Source organism: Flavobacterium sp. 83 (assembly GCF_000744835.1).
GTDB lineage: Bacteria > Bacteroidota > Bacteroidia > Flavobacteriales > Flavobacteriaceae > Flavobacterium.
Genome location: NZ_JQMS01000001.1, coordinates 1781147 through 1808048, shown reverse-complemented (window position 1 = coordinate 1808048; position 26902 = coordinate 1781147). Strand labels below are relative to the sequence as shown.

At 34.2% G+C, this 26902-nt stretch carries 25 protein-coding genes and 2 tRNA genes; 19 read left to right on the top strand and 8 right to left on the bottom strand.

Annotation, left to right across the window (positions count from 1 at the left end; all coding sequences use genetic code 11):
* Positions 1–28: 28 nt before the first annotated feature.
* Positions 29–2677 carry an alanine--tRNA ligase gene (alaS, locus tag T410_RS07955; RefSeq protein ID WP_035670317.1) on the bottom strand — a complete coding sequence of 883 codons (2649 nt, stop codon included), beginning with the start codon at positions 2675–2677 and terminating at the stop codon, positions 29–31.
* Between the two features lie 340 nt (positions 2678–3017).
* On the opposite strand from alaS, the gene T410_RS07945 reads away from it, so the two are divergent.
* The 13 genes from T410_RS07945 to T410_RS07885 all read left to right on the top strand — a co-directional run bounded on the left by T410_RS07945 (position 3018) and on the right by T410_RS07885 (position 15485).
* Positions 3018–3995 carry a M23 family metallopeptidase gene (locus tag T410_RS07945; RefSeq protein ID WP_035670313.1) on the top strand — a complete coding sequence of 326 codons (978 nt, stop codon included), beginning with the start codon at positions 3018–3020 and terminating at the stop codon, positions 3993–3995.
* Between the two features lie 85 nt (positions 3996–4080).
* Positions 4081–4413, top strand: a complete 333-nt coding sequence (locus T410_RS07940; protein WP_035670311.1) for a MerR family transcriptional regulator — start codon at positions 4081–4083, stop codon at positions 4411–4413.
* A 39-nt stretch (positions 4414–4452) separates the two neighbouring features.
* Positions 4453–5046, top strand: a complete 594-nt coding sequence (locus T410_RS07935) for a LemA family protein (protein WP_035670308.1) — start codon at positions 4453–4455, stop codon at positions 5044–5046.
* Positions 5047–5140: 94 nt separating this feature from the next.
* On the top strand, positions 5141–5578 hold the full coding sequence (locus T410_RS07930; protein ID WP_035670306.1) for a TPM domain-containing protein: 438 nt from the start codon (positions 5141–5143) through the stop codon (positions 5576–5578).
* On the top strand, positions 5578–6387 hold the full coding sequence (locus T410_RS07925; RefSeq protein WP_035670304.1) for a YgcG family protein: 810 nt from the start codon (positions 5578–5580) through the stop codon (positions 6385–6387). The genes T410_RS07930 and T410_RS07925 overlap by 1 nt, the downstream gene beginning before the upstream one ends.
* A 182-nt stretch (positions 6388–6569) precedes the next feature.
* Positions 6570–6983, top strand: coding sequence for an Rrf2 family transcriptional regulator (locus T410_RS07920; protein ID WP_035670302.1), 414 nt, complete (start codon positions 6570–6572; stop codon positions 6981–6983).
* Positions 6984–7219: 236 nt separating this feature from the next.
* Entirely contained in the window at positions 7220–9781 is a 2562-nt protein-coding gene (locus tag T410_RS07915) for a TonB-dependent receptor (RefSeq protein ID WP_035670300.1), read from the top strand.
* 93 nt (positions 9782–9874) lie between these two features.
* Positions 9875–10822, top strand: a complete 948-nt coding sequence (locus T410_RS07910; protein ID WP_035670298.1) for a PstS family phosphate ABC transporter substrate-binding protein — start codon at positions 9875–9877, stop codon at positions 10820–10822.
* 96 nt (positions 10823–10918) lie between these two features.
* Positions 10919–11812, top strand: coding sequence for a phosphate ABC transporter permease subunit PstC (pstC, locus tag T410_RS07905; protein WP_035670297.1), 894 nt, complete (start codon positions 10919–10921; stop codon positions 11810–11812).
* A gap of 11 nt (positions 11813–11823) precedes the next feature.
* Positions 11824–12663: a phosphate ABC transporter permease PstA gene (gene pstA / locus T410_RS07900; protein ID WP_035670295.1), complete on the top strand. Its 840-nt coding sequence runs from the start codon at positions 11824–11826 to the stop codon at positions 12661–12663.
* A complete protein-coding gene (pstB, locus tag T410_RS07895; protein ID WP_035670293.1) occupies positions 12660–13421 on the top strand; it encodes a phosphate ABC transporter ATP-binding protein PstB in 762 nt (253 codons plus the stop codon). The genes pstA and pstB overlap by 4 nt, the downstream gene beginning before the upstream one ends.
* Before the next feature lie 68 nt (positions 13422–13489).
* Positions 13490–14230, top strand: a complete 741-nt coding sequence (locus tag T410_RS07890; protein WP_035670290.1) for a DUF2490 domain-containing protein — start codon at positions 13490–13492, stop codon at positions 14228–14230.
* A gap of 85 nt (positions 14231–14315) precedes the next feature.
* Positions 14316–15485 carry a chromate transporter gene (locus T410_RS07885; RefSeq protein WP_035670287.1) on the top strand — a complete coding sequence of 390 codons (1170 nt, stop codon included), beginning with the start codon at positions 14316–14318 and terminating at the stop codon, positions 15483–15485.
* Between the two features lie 42 nt (positions 15486–15527).
* Here T410_RS07885 and der read toward each other — a convergent pair whose 3' ends face one another.
* Both der and era read right to left on the bottom strand, forming a co-directional pair.
* Positions 15528–16838 carry a ribosome biogenesis GTPase Der gene (gene der / locus T410_RS07880; RefSeq protein WP_035670284.1) on the bottom strand — a complete coding sequence of 437 codons (1311 nt, stop codon included), beginning with the start codon at positions 16836–16838 and terminating at the stop codon, positions 15528–15530.
* A gap of 214 nt (positions 16839–17052) precedes the next feature.
* Positions 17053–17934, bottom strand: coding sequence for a GTPase Era (era, locus tag T410_RS07875; protein WP_035670282.1), 882 nt, complete (start codon positions 17932–17934; stop codon positions 17053–17055).
* Between the two features lie 117 nt (positions 17935–18051).
* On the opposite strand from era, the gene T410_RS07870 reads away from it, so the two are divergent.
* A tRNA-Met gene (locus T410_RS07870) sits at positions 18052–18124 on the top strand.
* 32 nt (positions 18125–18156) lie between these two features.
* A tRNA-Met gene (locus tag T410_RS07865) sits at positions 18157–18229 on the top strand.
* Positions 18230–18423: 194 nt separating this feature from the next.
* Here the strand turns inward: T410_RS07865 and T410_RS07860 are convergent.
* Positions 18424–19278, bottom strand: coding sequence for a leucine-rich repeat domain-containing protein (locus tag T410_RS07860; RefSeq protein ID WP_035670279.1), 855 nt, complete (start codon positions 19276–19278; stop codon positions 18424–18426).
* Between the two features lie 179 nt (positions 19279–19457).
* Here T410_RS07860 and T410_RS07855 point away from each other — a divergent pair, with 179 nt between their 5' ends.
* Complete coding sequence (locus T410_RS07855) at positions 19458–19940, top strand: DUF1761 domain-containing protein (protein WP_035670276.1); 483 nt, start codon at positions 19458–19460, stop codon at positions 19938–19940.
* A 49-nt stretch (positions 19941–19989) separates the two neighbouring features.
* On the opposite strand, the gene T410_RS07850 is transcribed toward T410_RS07855, so the two are convergent.
* A complete protein-coding gene (locus tag T410_RS07850) occupies positions 19990–20268 on the bottom strand; it encodes a 4a-hydroxytetrahydrobiopterin dehydratase (protein ID WP_035670273.1) in 279 nt (92 codons plus the stop codon).
* Positions 20269–20365: 97 nt separating this feature from the next.
* Here T410_RS07850 and T410_RS07845 point away from each other — a divergent pair, with 97 nt between their 5' ends.
* On the top strand, positions 20366–21514 hold the full coding sequence (locus T410_RS07845; protein ID WP_035670270.1) for a GNAT family N-acetyltransferase: 1149 nt from the start codon (positions 20366–20368) through the stop codon (positions 21512–21514).
* Positions 21515–21523: 9 nt separating this feature from the next.
* Here the strand turns inward: T410_RS07845 and T410_RS07840 are convergent, their stop codons facing one another.
* A complete protein-coding gene (locus T410_RS07840) occupies positions 21524–22393 on the bottom strand; it encodes a diacylglycerol kinase family protein (protein ID WP_035670268.1) in 870 nt (289 codons plus the stop codon).
* 63 nt (positions 22394–22456) lie between these two features.
* Between T410_RS07840 and T410_RS07835 the strand changes: the two genes are divergently transcribed.
* The gene (locus tag T410_RS07835; RefSeq protein ID WP_035670266.1) at positions 22457–23425 is read left to right on the top strand and encodes an App1 family protein; all 969 of its coding nucleotides are present in this window, start codon (positions 22457–22459) and stop codon (positions 23423–23425) included.
* A 33-nt stretch (positions 23426–23458) separates the two neighbouring features.
* Here T410_RS07835 and T410_RS07830 read toward each other — a convergent pair whose 3' ends face one another.
* Complete coding sequence (locus tag T410_RS07830) at positions 23459–25366, bottom strand: ATP-binding cassette domain-containing protein (RefSeq protein ID WP_035670264.1); 1908 nt, start codon at positions 25364–25366, stop codon at positions 23459–23461.
* Between the two features lie 72 nt (positions 25367–25438).
* On the opposite strand from T410_RS07830, the gene T410_RS07825 reads away from it, so the two are divergent.
* Positions 25439–25822 carry a DUF983 domain-containing protein gene (locus T410_RS07825; RefSeq protein WP_035670261.1) on the top strand — a complete coding sequence of 128 codons (384 nt, stop codon included), beginning with the start codon at positions 25439–25441 and terminating at the stop codon, positions 25820–25822.
* Positions 25823–25824: 2 nt separating this feature from the next.
* Here the strand turns inward: T410_RS07825 and T410_RS07820 are convergent, their stop codons facing one another.
* Positions 25825–26877 (bottom strand): FAD-binding oxidoreductase, encoded by a 1053-nt coding sequence (locus T410_RS07820; RefSeq protein ID WP_035670258.1) that lies wholly within the window; start codon positions 26875–26877, stop codon positions 25825–25827.
* Positions 26878–26902: the final 25 nt, after the last annotated feature.

The following is a 26902-nucleotide window of genomic DNA, read 5'->3' as shown; positions in this document are numbered from 1 at the left end:
GGTTTTTATCATAAAAAATAAAATATTTTTATTTTACAAAATCAACTGCTTTTTCTAAAGCTTGTTGAATTCCAGCTACATTCTTTCCTCCTGCTGTCGCAAAAAACGGTTGTCCACCACCGCCACCTTGGATAAACTTACCCAATTCACGAACCACTTGTCCTGCATTTAGATTTTTTTCTGCGACTAATTCTTTAGAAACATAACAGGTTAACATTGGTTTTTCTTCGTCGGCTGTAGCCAAAACCAAAAATAAGTTATTCCCTAAATTTCCTAATTCGTAAGCCAAATCTTTTGCTCCTTCCGGATTCAAATCTACTTGTTTTGCCAAGAATTGAACGCCGTTTATTTCCTGTATTTCAACTGTTAAACTCGCTTTCAAGTTTTTTACTTTATCTTTTACCAAAGCTTCAATTTGTTTGGCTAATTTGGCATTTTCTTCTTGCATCGAATAAACGGCTTTCAAAATATCCTGAGGATTTTTCAAGGCTGATTTCACTTCATTTAATGTGTTCTCATACGAAGCAAAATGCGCTTTTACCGCATCACTGGTAATGGCTTCAATACGACGAATTCCCGCAGCAACCGCTCCTTCAGAAACGATTTTGAAATGCCAGATTTCAGCCGTGTTTTTTACATGGATTCCACCACATAATTCCATGCTTTCGCCAAATTTTATAGCACGCACATTATCTCCATATTTCTCTCCAAAAAGTGCCATTGCGCCTTCTTCTAAAGCTTGCTGAATTGGAATATTTCTTCTTTCGATAAGTGGCAATTGCTCCTGAATTCTTGCGTTTACAAAATCTTCCACTTGTTGTAATTCAGACTCCGTCATTTTAGCAAAATGAGAAAAGTCAAAACGCAAATAATTTGGGTTTACCAAGGAACCTTTTTGTTCTACGTGTGTCCCTAAAATACTTCTCAACGCTTGGTGCATTAAGTGTGTAGCCGAGTGATTTCTGGAAGATAAACTTCTCAAATCCTGATTTACTTTAGCCACAAAACCAGCATTTACATTCTCTGGTAATCTTTTGGCAAAATGTAAAATTAGGTTATTTTCTTTTTTGGTATCGATGATTTCGATGGTTTCATTTGCAGAAACCAATATCCCTTTGTCACCTACTTGTCCTCCACCTTCTGGGTAGAAAGGTGTGTTATCTAAAACGATTTGGTATAAAATCCCATCTTTTTTACTGTCGACTTTACGGATACGAGTAATTTTCACATCACTTTCAGTTTGATCGTAACCCACAAATGTTTCTACGTTTCCAGGAATCAATACAGACCAATCTTCGGTAGAAACTTCTGATGCGGCACGGGAACGATTTTTTTGTTCTTGCATCGCAGCGTTAAAACCAGCCTCGTCTAATTCAAATCCTTTTTCTCTCAGGATTAATGCGGTTAAATCAATTGGAAACCCGAAAGTATCGTATAATTCAAATGCTTTAACACCTGAAACAGTTGCTCCTTTCGTTTCGGTAACTACATTTTCCAGCAACTGTAATCCTTGGTCTAATGTTCTCAAGAAAGAAGCTTCTTCCTCACGAATTACATTGGTAACCAATTGTTGTTGCGATTTGATTTCCGGGAAAAACTCCCCCATTTGATTTGCTAAAACAGCTACCAATTGATTGATAAACGGTTCCTTAGTATTCAAGAAGGTAAACCCGTAACGAATTGCACGACGTAAAATTCTACGAATTACGTAACCTGCACCAGTGTTTGACGGCAACTGCCCGTCAGCAATAGCAAAAGCTACGGCACGAACGTGATCCACCACGACACGAATAGCGATGTTGGTTTTATTCTGTTCTTCGCTCTCTTCGACTCCGCTCAGAGTGACATCATTTGGTGTGTATTTTAATCCTGTAATTTGCTCTACTTTTTCAATAAGTGGCGTGAAAACATCCGTATCATAATTAGACGTTTTTCCTTGTAATGCCATGCACAAACGCTCAAATCCCATTCCGGTATCAACGTGTTTTGCTGGTAGTTTCTCTAGAGAACCATCGGCTTTACGGTTGAATTCCATAAACACATTATTCCAGATTTCCACTACTTGCGGATGGTCATTGTTTACTAAGCTTTTTCCTGAAACTTGTAATTTTTCTTCTTCAGAACGTAAATCCACATGAATTTCTGAACACGGCCCACAAGGTCCCTGATCACCCATTTCCCAGAAATTGTCTTTTTTATTTCCAAGAATGATTCGGTCTTCGTCAATCAATTCTTTCCAAATATCCCAAGCTTCTTGGTCGAATGGTACGTTTTCTTCTTCATTTCCTTCAAAAACAGAAACGTATAAGTTTTCTTTTGGGATTTTATAGACTTCTGTCAAAAGTTCCCAAGCCCAGTTGATGGCTTCTTTTTTGAAATAATCTCCAAAAGACCAGTTTCCCAACATTTCAAACATGGTATGGTGGTAGGTATCAAAGCCTACATCTTCTAAGTCATTGTGTTTTCCTGAAACACGAAGACATTTTTGCGTATCGGCAATTCTATTGCTTTTTGGCGTGGCGTTCCCAAGGAAATATTCTTTGAATTGTGCCATTCCTGAGTTGTTGAACATCAGGGTTGGGTCATCTTTTAGAACTATGGGTGCTGATGGAACGATTAAGTGTCCTTTTGATGCAAAAAAATCCAGAAATTGTTTACGTACGTCTTGTGATGTCATTTTTCTAATTTAAATATTTAAGATTCAAAAATTTAAAGATTATTTAGAATTGAATTTTTCAATCTTAAAATCATTAAATCTTTCAATTTGTTTTGCCCCAGATAGAAGTGAAAAGCTTCGCTGTTTTGAAATTTATTTTTTCTTGAGATGGCAGAGCGACCGGAGGAAGCTCCTGCTGGCTCAACAGAAAAAAAGATTTCAAGACGAGAACTTGCAACGAATAGCTGGAATAGGCACATTATTATATTTATTCCTTAAAAAAGGGTTGAACAAATGAAACATTTATTAAATTTGTTCGACTAACCTTTTACAAAGGTGCAAAAATAGGGTATTTTAAAATATGGCGAAAGTAAAATATTATTACGATTCCGAAAATCTAGCATACCGAAAAATAAAAGTAAGAAAAAGAAAGAAATTTGGTGTTGTAGCCTTATTTTTAGTAGCATCGGCCTTGTTTGGATTTTTATGTTTTATTGTTTTATTGAATACACCTTATTTTGAAACACCAAAAGACCGTTTGCAAGCGCGTGAAATTGATAATTTGAAATTAAATTTTTCTATTTTAAATAAGAAAATGGATCAGGTTGATGATGTGATTGTAGATATTGAAGATAGAGATAATAATTTATACAGGGTTTATTTTAACACGACGGCGATTCCTGACTCGGTACGAAAATCAGGTTTTAGTGACATCAATCGCTATAAAACATTAGAGGGCTATAACAATTCCCAACTGGTAATCAACACGACAAAAAGAGTTGATGTGCTTACTAAAGAATTGTCGATTCAGTCAAAATCACTGGATGTAATTTTAGGCTTAGCTAAAGCAAAAAATAAATTATTGGCAGCTATTCCTGCCATTCAGCCAGTAAGAAATGAGAATTTAAAACGATTGGCATCAGGTTTTGGATATCGAACGGATCCTTTTACGAAAGCTAGAAAAATGCATGAGGGAATGGATTTCTCAGCAAAAACAGGGACTCCCATTTATGCTACGGGAGATGGAGTGGTATCAAAGGCAGATAATACGGTTTCTGGTTTTGGAAATCATGTAGTAATTAGGCATGGTTATGGATACGAAACGCTGTATGGCCATTTAAGCAAATACAATTGCAGAGCCGGGCAAAGAGTGAAACGCGGCGACATAATAGGATATGTAGGAAGTACAGGAAGATCCGAGGGACCACACTTGCATTATGAAGTACACAAAGACGGCAAAGTGGTGAATCCATTGAATTTTTATTATGGAAATATATCAGCGATTGAGTATGTTGCCATTTCAAAATTGGCTAACCAAGAAAATCAATCATTAGATTAATACTTGTAATAGCGTAATCTGGCATAGAAGGGGAAAAATCTACAAATACATAGTAGCAGAATTAAAAAGTCAAATAAAAAATAGTATGCATATTGAGCTTTCTAAAGATAAAAGATATTACAGCATTGGCGAAGTAGCCAAGGCATTTGATGTGAATGCTTCACTAATTCGTTTTTGGGATAATGAATTTGATATTCTGAAACCGAAGAAGAACGCCAAAGGTAACAGAATGTTTACTCCCGAAGACGTGACTAATTTACAACTAATCTTCCATTTAGTGAAAGAAAGAGGTTTTACATTGGAAGGTGCCAAAACACATTTGAAAGAAGGCCAAAAGAAAACCTTGGATAAATTTGAAATTATTCGAAAGCTGGAAACCATACGAACACAATTAACGAATATTAAAAATCAATTATAAAACAATCAAACAACAACAAACTTTAAATTAAATAGAAACATGGATTTTAAAAAATTTTTACCTTGGATTATTGGAGCAGTAATACTTATTGGAATTTATAGCTGGTCTTCTGGAATTTATAATAATGCAGTGACACTTGAACAAGACGTAAAAGAAAGTTGGGGAAATGTTAATACAGCCTACCAAAGAAGAAATGATCTTATACCAAATATAGTTAGCACTGTAAAAGGGTATGCTGAACATGAAAAAAGTACTTTAACAGCTGTCATCGAAGCAAGAGCTAAAGCAACTGCTATAACTATTGACCCAACCAAAGTAACTCCAGAACAATTAGCTGCATTTAATTCGGCTCAATCTGGTGTATCTTCTTCTTTATCTAAATTATTAGTAAGCGTTGAACAATATCCAAATCTAAAAGCTGATGCCAGTTTTATGAAATTACAGGATGAACTAGCTAGTACTGAAAACCAAATTTTGACCGCTAGAACCCGTTTTAACGAGGCTGTTAAGCCATATAACAACAATATCAATACTTTCCCAAGAAATATCTTGGCCGGTATGTATGGACTTAAAGAAAAACCTTATTTTGAAGCAACAGTAGGTTCAGATAAAGCTCCAGAAGTAAAATTCTAAAACAATTAATTCAAAATTAGAATTAACGATTTGGGATTTTAGAAGTATTTATTCTAAAGTCAAAAATCACAAATCTTAACTCAAAAATATTTCAATGTCAAAAGTAGAAGATTTTTTAACCCAAGAAGAAGAACAAGCCATTGTTGAAGCTATTCGTGTGGCCGAAAAAAACACTTCTGGCGAAATTAGAGTTCATATAGAAAAAACAACTTCCGAAGTTCCTTTTGACAGGGCTTTGGAAGTTTTTCATGAATTGAAAATGAACGAAACCCAACTTCAAAATGGCGTTTTAATTTATCTGGCTGTTTCCGATAAAAAATTTGTGATTTGTGGAGATAAAGGAATCAATGATCTTGTAGCCGATAATTTTTGGGATACCACAAAAGAAGTGATGAAAAACCATTTTAAAAATGGAAATTTCAAACAAGGACTAATTGATGGAATTTTAATGACTGGGGAACAATTGAAAAAACATTTCCCTTGGTCAGCTGACGACACCAATGAATTATCAAACGAAATATCTAAAGGATAATGCTATTACAAAAAAAGATTAACTCAATTTTCCTAAAGCTATTAGTTTGTTTTTTATTTACACAAATTAGTTTTGCTCAATTTACTATTCCTGAAAAACCTAGTTTTCAGACTTCAGTTTATGATTATGCGAATGTTTTAAGCGCAACTGAAAAAGCACAATTAGAAGAAAAACTTATTAAATATTCTGATTCTACAACTACACAAATTGTAATTATTACCATTGAAAGCCTTAAAGGCGAAGACATAGGTATTCTTACTCCAAAATGGGGGCATCAATGGGGTATTGGAGGGACTGCAAAAGATGATAATGGTGTCCTTATTCTATTAGCTAAAGCAGAAAGAAAAATATGGATTTCTCCAGGTTATGGACTTGAAGACCGATTAACTGCTGGAATTGGAGGAGAAATTACCCGAAATATTATTATTCCAGAATTTAAGGCAGGAAGCTATTACAAAGGACTTGACAAAGGCACTGATGCAATAATTGATGTTTTTAAAGGAAAATACAAGGGCGAACGCAAACAAATTAAGGGGCAAGAAAAAGGTTTTCCAATTATGCCGTTTATAGTTATCATCATTATTATTCTTATATTAATTTCAAGAAATAAAGGTGGTGGCGGAAATTCTGGTAACAGAGGTGGCGGACCAAGTTTACTTGATGTCCTAATTCTTAGTAGTCTTGGCCGAAACAGTGGTGGTGGAGGCTTTGGTGGCGGATCATCTGGAGGCGGATTTGGTGGAGGCGGTTTCGGTGGTGGATTTGGTGGTGGAGGTTTCTCTGGGGGAGGATCTGGTGGCGATTGGTGATTTAAACCATTCGTTTCGTTACTGTTTGACATAAATACGTTCAAGATTACAATCAACATTCAAAAATCAGCAGTACTTTTAAAATTATAAACTAAAATAGTTTATGTTTGTTTTACTTTCATTTTTTTTAAGAGTTGATACATATTTAATTTAAAAGTTTACAATTTAAAATATATTAAAAAATGCTTTCACATAAAGCCAAATATGCACTAAAAGCCCTCTTATATTTAGCGCAACAAGACGAAAATCACATTTCAAGAACTATTGAAATTGCTGAGGCAGCTAACATTCCAAAGAAGTTTTTGGAACAGATCTTATTGGATTTAAAACGCGGCCATTTTGTAGGGAGCAAACAAGGAAAATTTGGAGGTTATTATCTTTTGAAATCCAAAAACGATATCACTTTAGCTGACATTCACCGATTATTTGATGGTGCAATTGCTTTACTTCCATGTGCTTCATTAAATTTTTACGAGCCTTGCGCCGATTGCACAAGTGAGTCTGAATGCCTGTTACGACACGGATTAATGGTCATTAGAGATGAGACTCTGAAGGCAATGCAAGGCATTACTATTTCTTCATTGGTAAAAAAATAAAAAAATATTTTTTAAACTCTACTACTTTTATAGAATTAATTATATATTTGCCAAGAATTATAACTCTAAAAGTTAAACAAATGAAAAATTACTCTGACAGCATTAATTTATTTATTAATGATCAAAAAAAATTAAATCCAATAACTATTAAATCTCATACGATTATTATAATGTGCATGTGTTAGAAAAAAAAATTTAATTAAAACTCTACCACTTACATATAATTTATATAATAAATGAAAACAATTTACACAAAAACAATATCGACTTTACTTTTAATTTTAATTTTTTCAACTTCTTATGGTCAAAATCTTTTAGAGGGAGAAGTTAAAAATGATGATAATTCACCCATAGAAGGTGTTAATATAATTGTAAAAGGAACTACCAATAATACAACTTCAGATATTAATGGTAAGTTCTCCATTCAAGCTAAAGCACTACCATTTACAATTATTGTACAATACGCTGGTTATAATACAAAAGAACTTAAAATAACCGAACTGCCTACTAATGTAAAACCATTACAAATAACTATTTCTACTGGAGAGGAAAAAGTGTTATTTGAGGTAGTTGTTACATCAAGACGCAGAATAGAAAAAGCACAAGATATTCCAATTGCTGTATCAGTAGTAACAGGAAAACAAGCCGAACAAGCAGGTGCTTTCAATGTTAATCGCATCAAAGAAGTAATACCCTCGGTACAATTGTACTCCTCAAATCCTAGAAATACAGGGATTAACATTCGTGGTTTAGGTTCTCCTTATGGACTTACTAATGACGGTATCGATCCAGGAGTTGGTTTCTATGTTGATGGGGTATATTTTGCACGTCCAGCAGCAACAACTCTAGATTTTCTTGATGTAGAACGAATTGAGGTATTGCGTGGTCCACAAGGATCCTTATTTGGAAAAAACACGACTTCAGGTGCTTTCAACATCACTACTCGCAAACCAAGTTTTACTTCAGGAGCCAATTTCGAAGTGAGTTATGGAAATTATGGCTACCTACAAGCTAAGTCCTCAATTACAGGGGCTTTGGGTAAAAAAATTGCTGGTAGACTTTCCTTTTCAGGTACACAACGTGATGGTTTAATAGAAAATGTTACAACAGGAAAATCAACCAATACCCTAAACAATCAAGGAATTAGAGGACAATTGCTTTATACACCGTCTGAAAATACTACTATTACATTGGCTGCAGATATTACAACGCAACACAATGACGGATATGCGCAAGTAGTTGCAGGTGTTGCTCCTACTAAAAGAGCCGCTTATCGCCAATTTAATGCCATCATTGCCGATTTGAATTACCAGCTTCCTAGTTTAAATGCATTTGATAGAAAAATTGACCACGATACACCTTGGCGTTCTGGACAAGATTTAGGTGGAGCATCTCTTAATGTCGACTCAAAAATTGGACGAGGAACTCTAACCTCAACAACAGCTTGGCGTTTTTGGACTTGGGATCCATCTAACGACAGAGACTTTACAGGTTTGCAAGTACTTGCCAAATCACAAAATCCATCAAGACAAACACAAATTACTCAAGAGGTACGTTATGCTGGTCAACTTACTTCTAAAATCAGTGGTGTAGTGGGTGTGTTTTTTATAGACCAAACATCAAAAACAAAAGGAACAGAGGAATCAGGAAATGCGCAATGGCGTTTTTCTCAAAGTACCACTAGTGCATTATGGAAAACTCCAGGACTTTTTGAAGGTTACGGAATAAAAACCAATGCTAAAATACATTCAACGAGTGCGGCAGTTTTCGGTCAATTGGATTGGGCAATAACAGAAAAACTACACGTATTACCAGGTTTACGATACAATTATGACAAGAAAGATGCTGATTACGACCGTAAAACTTACGGAGGTCTTCAAACAACCGACCCTGCATTACTTGCTTTGAAAAAACTAGTTTATACTGATCAAAATTTCTCCTCAAATAATGATAACACTGATTTTTCTGGAAATATAACAGTATCCTATAAAGCGACTGATAAAATCAATGCTTATGCTACTTTTGCAAAAAGTTACAAACCAATTGGCGTGAATGTAGCGGGACTTCCTACTCCAGCAGCAGGTCAAACTTTAGCTGATCTTGCTACAGTTAAGCCAGAAGATGTAAATCATTATGAATTTGGAGTAAAAACTTCTCCTTTCAAAAATTCTATTTTGAATCTTACTTTCTTTAACACAGAAATTAAAGATTTCCAAACCAATGTTCAAGCGGCTGAATTAGGTGTAAACCGTGGCTATCTTGCTAATGCTGACAAAGTACGTGTAAAAGGTGCTGAACTAGATGCAAGCATTGTAGTTAATCAACATTTTTCTTTCAATGCAGCTGCAACTTATTCAGACGGAAAATATGTTAAATTTACCAATGCACCACTTCCATTAGAAGAAACAGGCTCTGCGGTATCTTTTAAAGATGTATCTGGAACTGACTTGCCAGGTGTGTCAAAATGGGCAGGAAGCCTTGGAGGTGAATATACTAAAAATGCTAAATTTTTCGGAAACTTAGGAAAATTCTTCATCGCTCTTGATGGTTATGCCCGTTCTGAATTCTCTTCAAGCCCTTCTGCTTCAAAATACTTAGTCGTTCCTGGTTACGTTATTTTTAACGCACGTTTAGGTTTCCGTGTTGCAGATGGTTTATCTGCTCACATATGGGGACGTAACCTTTTGAACAAAGATTATTTTGAGCAATTACTACCAGCTGGTGGAAATTCAGGACATTATGCGGGTGTTTTAGGAGATCAAAGAACTTACGGAGTTACACTTCGCTACTCACTATAAATTATTATAAAATAAAAAAGTTAGCTCGGTGTTATATCGAGCTAACTTTTAACTATTAAATAAATCATCACAAATTAAATAAAAACGAACAAAATGAAAACACACAAAAAAGTATTATTATCCTTAATTGTGCTACTACTGGCAAACATTAGCCCAAACAAAGTTTCGGCACAAGATGTATCAGGAAACATCAGTATTTCGGGAGCTTTTGCTTTATACCCTATTACTGTAAAATGGGCCGAAGAATTCAAGAAAACGCATCCAAAAGTTAAAATAGACATTCAAGCTGGTGGTGCAGGAAAAGGAATTACCGATGTATTATCTAAAGTAACCGATATTGGATTGGTATCTCGTGAGCTAAATCCTGCCGAATTCAAAAAAGGAGCTTTTGCTATCGCTGTAACTAAAGATGCCGTAATTCCAACCATAAGTGCATCAAGTCCTTTTTTAGCTGAATTGTATAAAAGAGGCGTAAAAAAAGAAGCCTTCAACAACATCTTCATCACGGGTAAATATAAAACTTGGAATACTTTAGGTTTAAAAAGTAGCGCACCAATTCACGTTTACACCAGATCAGATGCTGCTGGAGCTGCCGAAACTTGGGCTAGTTATTTTGGCAAAAAACAAGAAGACTTACAAGGAGTTGCCGTATTTGGAGATCCAGGATTGGCACAAGCTGTTAAAAGAGATCCAAGTGGAATTGGTTTCAACAACATTGTTTACATCTATGATGCAAAAAGCAACAAAGCTACCAATGGAATTGTTCCCGTGCCTATTGACTTGAACAATAATGGAAAATTGGATGCTAATGAAAATTTCTATGGCGATATCGACAAATTGATTGCAGCCATCGTTGCTGGAAAATATCCATCTCCTCCAGCTAGAAATTTGTATTTTGTAACTACTGGAAAACCGAAAAATCCTGCCGTAAAAGCCTTTATAAAATACATCCTAACCGATGGTCAAAAATTTGTTTCGGAAGCGGGATACATTAAACTTTCAAGTGAAAAATTAAAAAAAGAGTTAGGGAAAGTAAAATAATAACACTCCTCTAAATAAAAACATCCACCCTAAGTAAATACTAAAACCGAAAGCGGTTTAAAAACAGTCTTTTTAAGGGTGGTTTACTGCAAATAAATGAAAAACATAAGACTACTCAAAGACAGCTTCGTCAGCAAATCATTTCTGGCACTCACTATCTTGTCCATTTCGACGGTAGTACTGATTGGGTTGGGATTATTCTACAAATCAATCCCCATTCTAAACAGCACTTCACTTTATAATTTATTATTCTCCTCCGAATGGAAACCTTTCAAGGAAGCTTTCGGGTTTTATCCATTTATTGTTGGAACACTTTGGGTAACGGCTATTGCCATTATTATTGCTTTACCATTATCAATGCTGACGGCGATTTACCTTTCGGAATATGCTCACATACGCATCCGAAAATTGGTTTTGCCTTTAATAGAATTGCTCTCAGGAATTCCACCGGTTCTTTATGGAGTTTGGGGTGTTTTGGTCATTATTCCATTGATACAGGATCATATTGCACCCCATTTTGTGGAATTCTCAACAGGTTATTCTGTATTGGCGGGAGGAATTGTTTTGGCAATTATGATTTTTCCGCTCATCATCAGTATCGTGATTGAAGTATTTGTCAATGTGCCACAAGACTTGCGAAATGCTTCCTTATCATTGGGAGCAACACAATGGCAAACTACCAAAAAAGTAGTTCTACGAAAATCGACAGATGGAATTGTAGCGGCAGTTGTTCTAGCCATTTCCAGGGCCTTTGGAGAAACCATCGCGGTTTTGATGGTCTGCGGAAATTTGGCACAAGTTCCACAAAATATTTTTGATTCAGCTTATCCATTGCCGGCGCTTATCGCTAATAATTACGGCGAAATGATGTCCATACCTATGTATGATTCCGCATTGATGTTTGCCGCGTTACTGCTGTTTGTCATCATCTTTTTATTCAATGCGCTGTCGAGAATTATTTTATATCGAATCGAAAAAAGAAACAACTAACTCCAATCAAAATGAGAAAAATAGAAGAAAATATATTCAAGGTTTTGATGATACTAAGCACGGTAATCATCAGCAGTACCTTGTTTATGATATTGTACACCCTTTTTTCAAAAGGACTGGGTTCATTGAATTGGGATATGGTTTCCAAAATTCCTGAAGGCGGTTTCTATATCGGAAAAGGCGGCGGTATTTTGAATGCAATTGTGGGATCAATTTACATCACGATAGGTTCTACAATTTTGGGGCTTTTTGTAAGTCTCCCCATAGTGATTTACATTAATGTGTATGCCAAAAAAAATGCTGCTTTGGCCACCATTACCCGATTGAGTTACGACATCTTGTTTGGAATTCCGTCCATTGTTTATGGCGCTTTTGGATTTGCCATTATGGTTTATATGGGATTAAAAACCTCATTGTTGGCAGGAATCATTACCGTGACTTTAATGATTATCCCAATCCTAGTTCGAGCCATTGACGAAGTCGTTCGCGTCGTTCCAGAAGATATGAGCAACGCCGTTTTCTCTATGGGAGGAACTCGTTATGAATCGGCAAAAGTTATTTTAAGACAATCTATTCCGGGAATTATTACGGCGATATTATTGTCTTTCGGGAGAGCCATTGGTGATGCGGCTTGTGTACTTTTCACGGCAGGTTTTACTGACAGTATTCCAACATCATTGGATCAACCAGCTGCAACATTACCTTTATCCATCTTTTTCCAATTGAGTAGTCCTATTCAAGAGGTTCAGAATAGAGCCTATGCCGCAGCAGTCGTTCTAACCATTATCGTTTTAGTTATTAATATTTTGGCAAAAGTAGCCAGTAAAAACCTTTCAAAAAATAAAATATGATCATTCAACCACATATCAGCATTCAAAATTTAAACGTCCATATTGGAGAAAATCACATCCTAAAAAACATCAATCTGGACATCCCGGATAAAAAAGTTACTTCATTAATAGGTCCTTCAGGTTGTGGAAAAACCACGCTTCTTAAAACAATGAACCGATTGCTCGACCGTCAAAATGATGTGCGTGTGGAAGGAAAAGTTTTAGTGGACGGAGAAAATATTTACGACCCAAAAGTAGAAGTAACCCACATTCGAAAAAAAATGGGTTTGCTGTCGCAAAGACCTTTTCCGTTGCCTATGAATATCTATGACAACATTGCCTATGGACAACGCATTCACGGCAACCACAACAAAAAAGAATTGGACGAAATTGTCGAAAAATACCTTCGTGGTGTGAATCTTTGGGATGAAGTAAAAGACAGGTTGAAATCGCCTGCCACTCGCCTTTCCATTGGACAACAACAAAGATTGTGTTTGGCCAGAGGACTTGCCATCGAACCGGAAATTATTTTAGGAGATGAGCCAACTTCGGCATTAGACCCGATTTCTACACAAGCTATTGAGGAATTATTTTTGCAACTAAAAGACAAATACACGATCGTTTTAGTAACTCATATTTTGCGTCAAGCTCGAAGAGTTTCGGATTATATTGGTTTTGTATATATGGGAGAAATTATTGAATTTGGTCCAACGGAAGAAGTGCTTTTGAATCCGAAAGAAAAACTGACCAAAGATTATGTAAAAGGTTTTTTAGTTTAGCAGCAAAAAATAAATCCTATTAAATTCATAGAGTTTGTTTACATTTGCCGAAAATTGAAACAAACTCTATGAAAATCATCAATATCTTTAGTCTTTTATTCGTCTGTTTAATCTGTAAAGCCCAAACTGAAAAAAATGTAGATCATCAAAGTTTGCTTTGGACACGGTATTACAACCAATTGACACTAGACAACAAATGGTCTATTCATAGTGAATTTGACAATCGCATTTTTATAAATCTTGTAGAGGAAAATTTATATGAAATGCGAATTCAGGGACGGTACAAAATTAATAAAGATATAGAAATAGGTGCTGGATACGCTTATTTCTCTGTGGCAACACAAGTTCCAGAAACCACCTATGATTTTAGAATACCCGAAAACAGAGGGCAACAGGATATTACTTGGAAACAAGAACACGGCAAGGTAACAGTGAACCAAAGATTTCAAGTAGAAGAGCGATTTTTTCACAATGCAGATAAAATAGGCTTACTTCCTGGAACTACTTTTTATTGGAGATTCAGATACCGTCTTCAAGGAGAATATTCCTTTTGGAAAAAAGAAAGCCAGTATTTGAAAGCAATTGTCTACGATGAATTAATGATTAATGGTGGTAAAAATGTTGTTAAAAACACTTTTGATCAAAACCGAATTTATGCCGCTTTTCAATACGGTGTCAACAAAAATATCGCTTTGGAATTGGGGTATTTAAACAGTTTTCAACAACGTGCAAGTGGTGTTGATTATTTTGACCGAGATATTATTCGGTTTACGTTTTATCATAAAATAAACCTTAACAAAAAGAAGTAACATAAAAAAACAAGGTTAAAAGGAAATCTATCCTATTTTAAGTTACCTAGTTCATTTTTAGTTGTCTTTTTTTAAAATAACGGATATGATTATAGAAAAACTTAATTACACTTTAATCGATTTAATAAAATATTTCCTCAAACTGGGCACAACAGGTTTTGGCGGTCCAGTGGCATTAGTTGGTTACATGCATAGTGACTTGGTAGAAAATAAAAAATGGATTAATGATTCCGATTTCAAGGAAGGATTAGCACTTTCGCAATTAGCTCCAGGACCTTTGGCAGCACAACTGGGAATTTATATTGGGTTTGTACACTTTGGGGTTTTAGGTGCAACACTTTCCGGATTGGCCTTTGTTCTCCCTTCATTTATAATGGTTGTTTTATTAGGAATGGCCTACCAAGCGTATGGAGGATTGCCTTGGATGCAAGCTATTTTCTATGGAATTAGTGCAGCTGTAATTGGAATTATTGTATTAAGTTCTTATAAACTCACTATTAAATCCATCGGTAAATTTGAATTCCCAGCACTCAAACAAAATTGGTTGCTGTGGCTGTTTTATATTGCAGCTACTATTTTAACGGCTGTAACTCAAAAAGAAGAACTCTTATTATTTATTGCTTTAGGTTTGATCTATATGGTTGTAAAAGCACCCCCAGAATGGATAAAAAAACCAAAAAACACATCCCTGTTTTTACTCACTACCGCAGCCTTCTCGACTATTGAACTTGGAAAATTAGGGGATCTCGCCTGGTTTTTCATCAAAGCGGGAGCCTTTGTTTTTGGAAGTGGACTCGCAATTGTTCCCTTTTTACATGCTGGAGTGGTCAATGAACACGGATGGTTAATCGAACATCAATTTGTTGATGCAGTTGCAGTAGCGATGATTACTCCTGGACCAGTTGTAATTACAGTCGGTTTCATTGGGTATTTAGTTGCTGGAGCAACTGGAGCAACTATTGCCGCTTTGGGCGTTTTTCTGCCTTGCTATTTATTTACGGTAATTCCCGCTCCCTATTTCAAAAAAATATCACAAAACAGAAGCATCAAAGCATTTGTAGAAGGAATAACTGCCGGAGTTATTGGCGCTTTGGTAGGAGCGGTAATAGTAATTGCTCTCCGGACTATTGTAGATATTCCGACAGCAATGATAGCTGAAGGTACCGTTTTGATTCTCATTTATATCAAAAAAATACAAGAACCACATATTATAGCCATTGCAGCACTTTTAGGAGTTTTACTTAAACTGTTTTAAGTTTATAAAAAAAAGCGATTGTTCAACACAATCGCTTTTTTCTTATTTCTCTCTGATATAAATATCTATTGGCACTCCTGAAAAGTCCCAGTTTTCTCTAATTTTATTTTCCAGATAACGTTTATAAGGTTCTTTTACATATTGTGGCATATTGGCAAAAAACACAAATTGTGGTGTCTGTGTTGGCAACTGCATACAATACTTAATTTTCACATATTTCCCTTTTGTTGCTGGTGGTGGGTAGGCTTCAATCACTTTCAACATAAATTCGTTGAATTTTGAAGTTGCAATACGCTGTTGTCTGTTCTCGTAAACTTTTACGGTAGCTTCCAATGCTTTTAACAAACGTTGTTTTGTTAATGCCGAAACAAAAAGAATAGGCACATCCGTAAACGGCATTAATTCTTTTTTAATTTTTTCTTCGTAATCTCTGGTTGACATGGTTTCTTTTTCAACCAAATCCCATTTATTTACAAGGATTACAACTCCTTTTCTATTCTTTTCTGCCAACCAAAAAATACTTTGATCCTGTCCCTCAAAACCACGAGTGGCATCAATAATCAAAATACAAATATCGGCATGCTCAATCGCACGAACAGAACGCATTACCGAGTAAAACTCTAAATCTTCTTTAACTTTCGCTTTACGACGGATTCCCGCAGTATCAACCAAGTTAAATTCAAAACCAAAACGGTCAAATTTAGTATCAATAGCATCACGGGTTGTCCCCGCGATATCCGTAACCATAAAACGCTCTTTACCAATTAGTGCATTGATAAAACTCGATTTCCCAGCATTTGGACGTCCAACAACCGCAAAACGAGGCAAAACGACTTCTTCTTGAACTGGTTCTGGTTTTACAGGAAAAGCATCAATCAAAGCATCCAATAAATCTCCTGTTCCACTTCCTGAAATACTAGCAAACGTATAATATTCACCCAGACCCAAGTTGTAAAACTCAAGAGCATCTTTCTCGCGCATGGCATTATCAACCTTGTTTACCGCCAATAAAACCGGCTTAGTCACTTTACGCAATAAACGCGCAACAACATCATCCATTGGTGTAATTCCTTCTTCAACATCTACTACAAAAATGATAACATCCGCCTCATCAATAGCAAGTTCTACTTGTTTACGTATTTCGCCTTCAAAAACGTCATCCGACCCACGCACGTATCCGCCAGTATCAATTACCGAAAATTCCTTTCCGTTCCATTCGCTTTTTCCATAGTTTCTGTCACGGGTAACTCCCGAAACTGAATCTACAATAGCTTCTCTTCTTTGGATTAATCGATTAAATAGCGTCGATTTTCCTACGTTTGGCCTTCCTACAATGGCAACAATGTTATTCATAATCCTATTTTCAAATATTTTGCAAAGGTATGCTTTTTGTTTAAGCTTTCAACTTTAAAGTTTTAAGGAGCTTTTTCCTGCTATCCGCTGTATCTTTTTCTGTCTAAAAAAGCCAGAAAAAGGATGCCGCTATTATCAGGGCTAGGGCATTTCGAGATTAAACAGCTTTTATTTTCAAACGATTAAACAAGTAATCGAATAAAAAAATCAACTCTTATTGGTTATAACCAAAACGCTTCAACATATTCGCGTTGCTTCTCCAGTTTTTATTCACTTTCACGTACAACTCAATATGGATTTGTTTTCCAAAGAATTTCTCTAAATCGACACGTGCTTCCATTCCTACTTTTTTCAAAGCAGCACCTTTATGACCAATCACAATTCCTTTTTGAGTTTCACGCTCTACCATAATCAAAGAACGGATTCTAATGATGTTTTCATCTTCAAAAAACTCTTCGGTTACAATTTCTACGGCGTATGGGATTTCTTTGCTGTAATTCAACAAAATTTTCTCACGAATGGTTTCATTTACAAAGAAACGCTCCGGTTTATCTGTCAATTGATCTTTCGGGTAATATGCAGGAGATTCCGGCAACAACGAAATGATTCTTCCAAAAACTTCTGGCACATTAAAATTCTGCAATGCTGAAATTGGAAAAATTTCTGCATTAGGAACTTTCGCGGTCCAGAAAGCCACCTGTTCTTCTAGCTGCGCCTGATTTGAATTGTCAATTTTATTCAATAATAATAAAACAGGGATTTTGGCATGGATAATTTTATTAAAAAACGCTTCGTCTTTCAGTTCTTGTTCTCCAATTTCCACCATATAAATCAGAACATCAGCATCTTCAAAAGCCGATTTTACAAAATTCATCATTGATTCCTGCATTTCATATGCCGGCTTTATGATTCCAGGCGTATCTGATAAGATCATTTGAAAATCTTCTCCGTTTACAATTCCCAGAATTCTATGACGTGTTGTTTGTGCTTTTGAAGTAATAATTGATAATCTTTCTCCAACAAAGGCATTCATTAATGTTGATTTCCCAACATTTGGATTTCCTATGATGTTTACAAAACCTGCTTTATGTGACATTTCTACTATAATTTATTATGCAAAGGTAGTCATATCAAGTCAATAGACGAAATAAAACATTTTTAAAAAAAATTGTTGGATATACGGAAATTCGTTGTACATTTGCACCCGAAACAACGCGGGATAGAGCAGTAGGCAGCTCGTCGGGCTCATAACCCGAAGGTCACAGGTTCGAGTCCTGTTCCCGCTACTAAGAATTTTATTGAAAATACAAACGCACATCGCGGGATAGAGCAGTAGGCAGCTCGTCGGGCTCATAACCCGAAGGTCACAGGTTCGAGTCCTGTTCCCGCTACTAGAAAAGCTTCAGAGAAATCTGAAGCTTTTTTTATTGCTTAGAACTCAATTTGTTTTTTTATATTTTCAAAAAAAAACCTGTGAAGCAACAAGCTCACAGGTTTTTTCTAACTAAATTTATAAAACTAACTAATTAAACTAACTAAATCCATTTTCTTAAAGAGTTTTTCACCTCCTAATTTATTCAAAACACTACTCTTCTGAAACTATAGCTGAATTTTTATCAGTAGTCACATCTAACAAAACTGTAGCGCCATTATCATTAATCATCGTCATATTTAATGTATCAAGAGAAGCTAAACTCTTAGACACTGAACCATTAAACATATTATAAGAAATATTCATTTCTTTAAGATTATTCAGTTTTTCTAACTCTAAAGGTACTTGACCATTCATTTTATTATCAAATAAACTAAAATTTTCAAGAGATGTCATATGCACCACCTCGCGACTTAATTCTCCCGTAAGCTTATTACTGCTTAAAAGTAAAATTTTCATTGTTTTTAAATCGTAAAGTGAGTTTGGAATTTGCCCTGTTATTTCATTATTATACAATGCCAACACTTCTAATTGTTTTAAGGCTCCTATTTGCATAGGAATCTCTCCTGAAAGTGCATTCATATAAAGCTCTAAGTCCTTCAAATTACTTAATTCACATACCGAGGAAGGAATTATTCCTGACAATTTATTGAACGAAAGATTTAATATTTTCAAATCTTTTAGGCTTCCAATTAAAGAAGGAATCGTACCAGATATTTGATTTTTATGCAAATCTAACTCTTGAAGGCTACCTAAATTAACAATATCAGACGGTATTTCACCAACTAAATTATTATTGGCTAAGTTTATAGAAACTACTTTCTCACCTTCTAGCTTCACGCCATACCAAGTTGCAACAGGCAATGACAAATCCCATTTTGTAATCCACTGACTTCCATTTGTTGCTTTGTATAATTTAAGAAGCGCTTCTTTATCTGAAGGAGATACTTTAGCAAACATGGAAAAAGAAAATAAAATGGTTAAAAACAGAGTAGTTATATTTTTCATAACTTGAGATTTTTAATTTTTACACAATTAAATCTACATACAATACAGTCAAATAACAAATAAAACCGACGAAATACATCTTTAAACGCATTATTAAAGGTTATATCTTACAATTTAATTAAATTACTATTAAATAATAATTCATTAAATTTGATTTACTAACCTTTAAAAACTATTTTATGGAAATTAATTTTTTAGCGCTATTAGTTGCAGCTTTATCTACCCTTTTGGTAGGGTATGTTTGGTACCACCCAAAAATTTTTGGTACAATTTGGATGAAAGAGGCAGGTTTAACTGAACAAAGCATGAAAGGCAGCAATATGGCAGCGATTTTTGGTTTTGCAGTTTTTTATGCTTTTCTTATTGCTATAATTCTTCAGTTTTTGACGATTCATCAATGGGGCGCTCTTAGCATGGTTGGTGGTGATGCTACAAAAGCTTTACCTTCTTACGCTGCATTTATGACTGATTATGGAACTGCATTTAGAACATTCAAACATGGCGCATTTCATGGATTTTTATCCGGTTTATTTTTAGCGCTGCCTATTATTGGGACAAATGCATTATTCGAAAGAAGAAGCTTTAAATACACTTTAATAGCCGGAGGCTTCTGGATTGTATGCTTTATAATTATGGGAGGAATTATCTGTGCTTGGGTTTAAAAATAAACAAACAATAAAAATCTTGTCTCTTAAAAAAAGATAAGATTTTTTATTGTATCTGATCAATCGCATTTGCTAAATCAACATCTTTATCGGTAACTCCTTCAGCATCATGAGTTGTTAACCGAATCGAAACTTTATTATACACATTATGAAATTCTGGATGATGATTCCTTTTCTCAGCCATCACTCCTACTTGAACGATGAAACCCAATGCTTGTGTGAAGTTTAAAAAAGAAAACTTTTTCTCTAATCCATTATTAATAAATTGCCAATCCTTTAGCTCTTTTAATTGAGGTTGAATTGTTTCTTCTGAATAGGTTTTCATAATTTCATTTTTTATTTACATAAAGTTAGTTAATTTCGAATCAAAAAGAAATACTTTAACTTTATTAACTATTTTTGATAAAATATTAAAATTCAACTTGAATACTTCTTATTCTTTCAAAATTTATAATTCTACTGCTCAACTTCCAAAAAAATGGAATGATTTAGCTGTTTCAACCATTTTTTTATCAAAAAAATATCTGGAGGTATTAGAAAAATCATCTCCTGAGAATATGATTTGCAATTTTATTGGAATTTTCGACAATAGCAATTTAGTTGGTATTGCTGTTTCTCAATTCCTAGATTTAAATAAATTGGAATCCTTTGGAGAACGAGACAAATGTATTAAAACAGCAATACGAAATTTTGCTTTTCGAAATTTCAGTTCTCATGTTCTTCTCATTGGCAATAATATGCTATCTGGACAAAATTCTTTTTATTTTTCTGATTCTGCTGATAAAAAGAAGGCTTTACAAGCATTAAAATTGGCTTCCATTAATTTGAAAAAAAACTTTAAAACTAAAGGAAAAAAAATTCATCTTACCTCGTTTAAAGATTTCACGAGTGATGAAATTCAAACCTTTGACATTCCTGAATTTAAAAATGATTATCAGTTTTCTACCCAGCCCAATATGGTTTTTAAAATAAGTGAAAATTGGAAATCAGAACAAGATTACATAGATGCGCTTTCAAAAAAATATAGAGATCAGTACAAAAGAGCCCGAAAAAAAGCAGCTCTAATAGAGAAAAGAAAAATGCATCTTGAAGATATTATTGCATATGAAGATACAATTTATGATTTGTATATTCATGTTGCTAAAAATGCTCCTTTCAATACTTTTTTTCTGCCTAAAAATCATTTTAGAATTTTCAAAGAAATCTTAAAAGATAAATTCCTTTTTTATGGCTATTTCATCGATGAAAAACTAATAGGTTTCAACACTTTAATAAAAAATGGCGAAGTGATGGACACTTATTTTCTGGGATACGACGAAAGCATTCAACGCGAAAAAATGTTGTATTTAAATATGCTATATGACATGATCGCTTATTCAATAAATAAAGGTTTTAAGGAAATTGTTTTTGCAAGAACTGCTTTAGAAATTAAAAGTTCTGTAGGAGCAAAACCTATAAAAATGTATGGTTTTATTGAGCATAACAATTCTATCGTTAATTATTACTTGCCAAAAATATTTAAATATTTAGAGCCCGAAACTATTTGGCAGGAACGAAATCCTTTTAAATAATTTCCAAAATTAAGGAATTGCAACTTTCATTTGCTTGGGTAAGATTTCAATATTCAGTTTTGTTTCCTCTCCACAATATTCTCCATCAATTTGAAAACAAACAGGCACATTGGTAGTAATTTCAGCTCTATCTATAGAAATTATTTCTACGTCATCAGAATCTAAGGGCATATTACCTGTGATAATTTTTCCTAAAACAACTAAATCTAGGTTTTTCAAAATAACTAATTCAAATTTCCCATCATCCATAACACCATTAGGATTAATAGAAATTCCTGTACCATACTTTTTAGAATTAGCAATCACAATCATTCTCGCTGTACATTCAATAGTTTCAAAATCACCTTTGATTGTCGCTGTAAAAGGATCATTTAAATCTATTAATGTACTTACAGTTTGTAAAACATAACCCCATTTACCACGAATAGAACTCTTTTCATAGTTTTTAATCATTTCAGCATTAAGTCCCAAATCACTTAAATGTATACTTTTTTTTCCATTGATAGAAATCATATCGATTTCCATATACGTATTATGGAAAGCAATGTCTAAGTTTTCCTCGATTGTTGACGGCAAATTTAAATCCATAGCTAAACCGTTAGCGGAACCTGCAGGCACAATTCCAATAATTACATCATTTTTTTCCATCGCTTCAGCTACCATCTTTATCGTTCCATCCCCGCCAGCTACAATAATTCTTTCCGGATTATAACTTAAATAAAGTGATTTTATCTTTAAAATATCATCTTCACCTGTAGTATTATAAAGTACGAAATTTAGATTGTCAGCCGCAGCTAAATGTGCTGCAGCTACAATAAATTCTGATTTATCTATATCTCCAGAAATAGGATTAACAACCATTATGATATTCTTTCTCAAAATTTAGCTACTTTTATTGATATAAACAAAAAACGAATAATTCAACTCAAAAGTACTAAATAAATGAAGCCTATTTTAAAATTATATCGGGGCTATGCTAATGAGCAAGAATTAATTGTGATGGGACATGTTTTTAAACCAACAACAGTCAAAGAATATGACTTTCAGAAAAAAAACATCAAAAACGCAACTTCGGTGATTGGTATGTTTAGAATTAAAACACAAGCAAATGCAGATGTTTATCTAGAACATAATAAAATGAAAATCCATACCAAAACTTTGAATGATGGTTATTTTAAATTTTGTGTGCCATTAGACCAATTTACCCGTTATGGTTGGATTGAATATGAGGTGAGCATTGTTCACCAAAACGAAACCATAACAATTAAAGACACTTACATTCGCCCTCACAAAGGAAATTTAGGAATTATATCAGATATTGATGATACTTTTTTAGTATCGTATACGTTAAATCCTTTGAAGAAATTATATGTTTTATTATTTAAAAACATTTATAAAAGAAAAATTTACGAAGACGTTGTCGCACACTACCAAGCATTAAGCACCGCAGGAAGAGAAAATAAAGAAGAATTCAATGCATTTTTCTATGTTTCCAGTAGCGAATGGAATTTGTACCGTTTTATTATAAAGTTTACTGAACTTCATCATCTGCCAAAAGCGGTTTTACTATTGAAAGATATTAAAACGAGCATCAAAGATTTTTTTCTTACCGGAGGAGGAAATCACAACCATAAGTTTGACAAAATAAAACACATTTTAGAATTCTATCCTAATTTAGAATATGTCCTGCTTGGCGATGATTCACAACACGATGCATTTTTATACGAAGCAATATGCAAAATTTTCCCTGTAACCGTGAAAGCTGTTTATATTAGACAAACAGGTAATTCTAAAAAAGATAAGGTAACAACTGTTTTAAAAAATTTAGAAACCTTAAAAGTATCCGTTTGTTATTTCAAAAATAGTAGTGAAGCCATTGCACATTCAAAAATGATTGGAATTATTGTATAAAAAAAGAGTTCCTATTGAAGGAACTCTTTTTTTTTATAAATTATCTATTTCTTCCTGAACGAGTTCCCAATCCAAAAGCAATTTATCCAACTCGGCTTTCTTTTTATTGTAAGCCATAAAAAATTTAGCATCTTCAATATGCTTATCATAGTTAGAAGCTAGCATTTTGTCGTCGTTTTGAATGTCTTTTTCCAATTGCTTGATTTGACTTTCCACTTTACTCAATTTATTTTGTAATGCCTTACCTTTCTTTTGATCTTCGTAAGAAGCTTTGTTACTTTCTTTAGGTGCTGCAGCTTTTTGGGCATCTTTTTTCTCTACTTCACGCATATTTTCCATATTACGTTGTTCTAAGAAATAATTAATATCCCCTAAGTATTCTTTAATCTTTTGATCTTTGAATTCGTAAACCAAATTTGACATTCCCTGCAAGAAATCTCTATCGTGAGAAACTAGTAATAAAGTCCCGCCAAATTTTTGAAGCGCCGCTTTCAAAACATTCTTTGATTTGATATCCAAGTGATTTGTAGGCTCATCCATTAATAAAACATTGATGGGTTGCAACAACAATTTACACAACGCCAAACGGTTTCTTTCGCCTCCAGAAAGAACTTTTACCTTTTTCTCTACATCATCACCACGAAACAAGAAAGACCCCAGCATATCGCGTACTTTCATTCTGTTGGTGTCTGCTGCCGCATCTTCCATAGTTTGCAGCAAAGTAATTTCACCATCAAGATATTCTGCTTGATTTTGAGCAAAATACCCCAATTGAACATTGTGCCCTAATTTAATATTCCCCTTATATTCAAACTCATCGACAATAGCTTTTATGAAAGTCGATTTTCCTTGTCCGTTTTGTCCAACGAATGCTATTTTGCTTCCTCGTTCTACTAACAAGCTGATATCTTTTAAAATCGTTTTATCACCATAGCTTTTAGTCACATTTTCAGCTTCTATAACTACTCGTCCCGGTTCTTTTGAAACTGGAAAAGTAATATTCATCACCGAATTATCATCTTCATCAACTTCAATACGTTCTATTTTGTCGAGTTTTTTAATCATCGATTGTGCCATAGAAGCTTTGGAAGCTTTCGCACGGAATTTTTCGATTAATTTCTCAGTTTCTTCAATTTTTTTGGCTTGATTTTTTTGCGTTGCCAATTGTTTTTCGCGAATTTCATGACGTAATTCTAAATATTGAGAATACGGTCTGTTGAAATCATATGCCTTACCAAGAGATATTTCGATGGTTCTATTGGTCACATTATCCAAAAACATTTTATCGTGTGAAACAATCACCACAACACCTGGATAATTGCGAAGGAAACTTTCTAACCAAATAATACTTTCTATATCCAAGTGATTCGTAGGCTCATCCAACAACAAAACATCATTCGCCTGTAATAATAATTTGGCTAATTCAATACGCATTCTCCATCCACCTGAAAAGGTTTCCGTTTGATTATCGAATACTTCTCTTTTAAAACCTAATCCAAGAAGAATTTTCTCCGTATCACCTACATAATTATAGCCACCCAATAATTCAAAACGATGGGTATAATCCGATAAGTCTTCAATAATTTGGCTGTATTCATCACTTTCATAATCCGTACGGGTAACCAACAAGTGATTAATCTCTTCGAGCTTTTTCTCAACTATTTTTATCTCCGTAAAAGCTTCATAAGCTTCTTCAAGAACTGTTCTCCCTTGTTCAAAATCAATATCCTGACGCAAAAACCCCATTCGAAGATCTTTCTCTTGAGAAATAACACCTGAATCAGGAGCAAAATCTTTAGCCAACATTTTAAGCATGGTGGATTTTCCGGCCCCGTTTTTCCCAACAAGACCCACTCGGTCTCCAGCACCCAATCGAAAGGTAACTTCTTCAAATAAATAAGTACCACCAAACGAAACGGATAAATTATGTATATTAAGCATGTATTGTTATTTTATTCCTTTTCGAATGTGTAAATTTGTAACTCTAAAAAGGAAAAATTAAATTTTTTGCAAATGTTAAAAAAAGGATCCAAATTATATAGCATTTTAACAGGAACTTGTCCTAAATGTCAGAATGAGAGTATGTATTTGGATAAAAATCCACTACATTTCAACAAAATTTTAAAAATGCATGAAAATTGCAGTCATTGTGGTTTAAAATATCAAATTGAACCTTCATTCTTTTATGGAGCAATGTATGTAAGTTATGGTTTGAATGTTGGTATTGGAATAGCGGCCTTTATTGTTTCATTTGTAATTTTCGGATCCAGTCTGAAAATTGCTTTCATAGCTATAATTGCAACATTAATTCTATCATTCCCATTTGTTTTACGCTGGTCTAGAAATATATATATTAATATGTTTGTCTCGTATGATCCAAAAACAAATATAAAATAATATTATTTTTTTCCTTTGGGCAGAAATCGATTGATATCAATTTCTTTATTTAAAGGAATTTTATATTCGATATTTTCAAACAAAGCTTTAGCCATTGCTGGGCCTAACATAACACCCCTTGTACCTAAACCATTTAAAATATGTATTGACTCATAGTTTTGAAGTGTTCCAACTAAAGGTCTCCTGTCTTTTACAGTTGGCCTAACTCCAGCAAAATGCTCAACAACTTCAAAATCACAAGTTATAATTTCTTTAATTCTATCCATTAGCTCAACCTTACCTTCTTCTGTTGGTAAATCAGTTTTGTCTTTCCAATTATAAGTTGCACCCACTTTGAATAAATCGTTCCCAAGAGGTAAAATAAACACACTTGTATTTACAATTACATCTAAATCTAACTGTGTTGCTTTTATAATAAAAAGCTCCCCTTTGGTACCATCTAAAGGCAAATGATTAAAAAAGGGATTGGCATGCATCCCAAAACCTTCTGCAAAAATAATATGCTTGGCATGAAAATTTTTATACTGAATTCCATCACTTTCAATTTGTAAAGCTTCGTAATCAAATGATTCTTCCCTAAATAGATTATTTTGGTTCAAATACACTCTGTATTTACTCAACAACAAGGCAGTATCTACGTAACCAGTTTGTAAAACTTCACCATATCCATATGGCGAATCAATTCCTAAATACTTTTTAAAAATTAATTGAGTAGACAAAAAAGGAGCTAAAGCCACTTTATCTGAAGCAGCAAACCAATTATTCTGTTCTTCAACAGAAAAAAATTTTCTTAAAATTGGTCTTTTAAAATCTACTTTAGAACTCATTTTTTTTTCTAAAATAGAATAAAATTCACCCATCAATACAAGTTGTTCTTGAGCTTGCCAGACTTCGCTAAAGCGTTTTAAAATAACCGGATTATACAACCCACCAGCTATCTTTGAAGAATTTTGAGAATTATTATCTAACATGAAAATAGTCTTATCATTCCGCAAAGCAATCTCTGCAAATGAAATACCCGCTAAACCAGAACCTATAATTAAATAATCTATCATTTGAAATAAACCTTTTTATAATAAA

Coding starts and splice junctions, on each gene's coding strand:
- alaS (WP_035670317.1), bottom strand. CDS start 2,677: ATGACATCACAAGACGTACGTAAACAATTTCTGGATTTTTTTGCATCA.
- T410_RS07945 (WP_035670313.1), top strand. CDS start 3,018: ATGGCGAAAGTAAAATATTATTACGATTCCGAAAATCTAGCATACCGA.
- T410_RS07940 (WP_035670311.1), top strand. CDS start 4,081: ATGCATATTGAGCTTTCTAAAGATAAAAGATATTACAGCATTGGCGAA.
- T410_RS07935 (WP_035670308.1), top strand. CDS start 4,453: ATGGATTTTAAAAAATTTTTACCTTGGATTATTGGAGCAGTAATACTT.
- T410_RS07930 (WP_035670306.1), top strand. CDS start 5,141: ATGTCAAAAGTAGAAGATTTTTTAACCCAAGAAGAAGAACAAGCCATT.
- T410_RS07925 (WP_035670304.1), top strand. CDS start 5,578: ATGCTATTACAAAAAAAGATTAACTCAATTTTCCTAAAGCTATTAGTT.
- T410_RS07920 (WP_035670302.1), top strand. CDS start 6,570: ATGCTTTCACATAAAGCCAAATATGCACTAAAAGCCCTCTTATATTTA.
- T410_RS07915 (WP_035670300.1), top strand. CDS start 7,220: ATGAAAACAATTTACACAAAAACAATATCGACTTTACTTTTAATTTTA.
- T410_RS07910 (WP_035670298.1), top strand. CDS start 9,875: ATGAAAACACACAAAAAAGTATTATTATCCTTAATTGTGCTACTACTG.
- pstC (WP_035670297.1), top strand. CDS start 10,919: ATGAAAAACATAAGACTACTCAAAGACAGCTTCGTCAGCAAATCATTT.
- pstA (WP_035670295.1), top strand. CDS start 11,824: ATGAGAAAAATAGAAGAAAATATATTCAAGGTTTTGATGATACTAAGC.
- pstB (WP_035670293.1), top strand. CDS start 12,660: ATGATCATTCAACCACATATCAGCATTCAAAATTTAAACGTCCATATT.
- T410_RS07890 (WP_035670290.1), top strand. CDS start 13,490: ATGAAAATCATCAATATCTTTAGTCTTTTATTCGTCTGTTTAATCTGT.
- T410_RS07885 (WP_035670287.1), top strand. CDS start 14,316: ATGATTATAGAAAAACTTAATTACACTTTAATCGATTTAATAAAATAT.
- der (WP_035670284.1), bottom strand. CDS start 16,838: ATGAATAACATTGTTGCCATTGTAGGAAGGCCAAACGTAGGAAAATCG.
- era (WP_035670282.1), bottom strand. CDS start 17,934: ATGTCACATAAAGCAGGTTTTGTAAACATCATAGGAAATCCAAATGTT.
- T410_RS07860 (WP_035670279.1), bottom strand. CDS start 19,278: ATGAAAAATATAACTACTCTGTTTTTAACCATTTTATTTTCTTTTTCC.
- T410_RS07855 (WP_035670276.1), top strand. CDS start 19,458: ATGGAAATTAATTTTTTAGCGCTATTAGTTGCAGCTTTATCTACCCTT.
- T410_RS07850 (WP_035670273.1), bottom strand. CDS start 20,268: ATGAAAACCTATTCAGAAGAAACAATTCAACCTCAATTAAAAGAGCTA.
- T410_RS07835 (WP_035670266.1), top strand. CDS start 22,457: ATGAAGCCTATTTTAAAATTATATCGGGGCTATGCTAATGAGCAAGAA.
- T410_RS07830 (WP_035670264.1), bottom strand. CDS start 25,366: ATGCTTAATATACATAATTTATCCGTTTCGTTTGGTGGTACTTATTTA.
- T410_RS07825 (WP_035670261.1), top strand. CDS start 25,439: ATGTTAAAAAAAGGATCCAAATTATATAGCATTTTAACAGGAACTTGT.
- T410_RS07820 (WP_035670258.1), bottom strand. CDS start 26,877: ATGATAGATTATTTAATTATAGGTTCTGGTTTAGCGGGTATTTCATTT.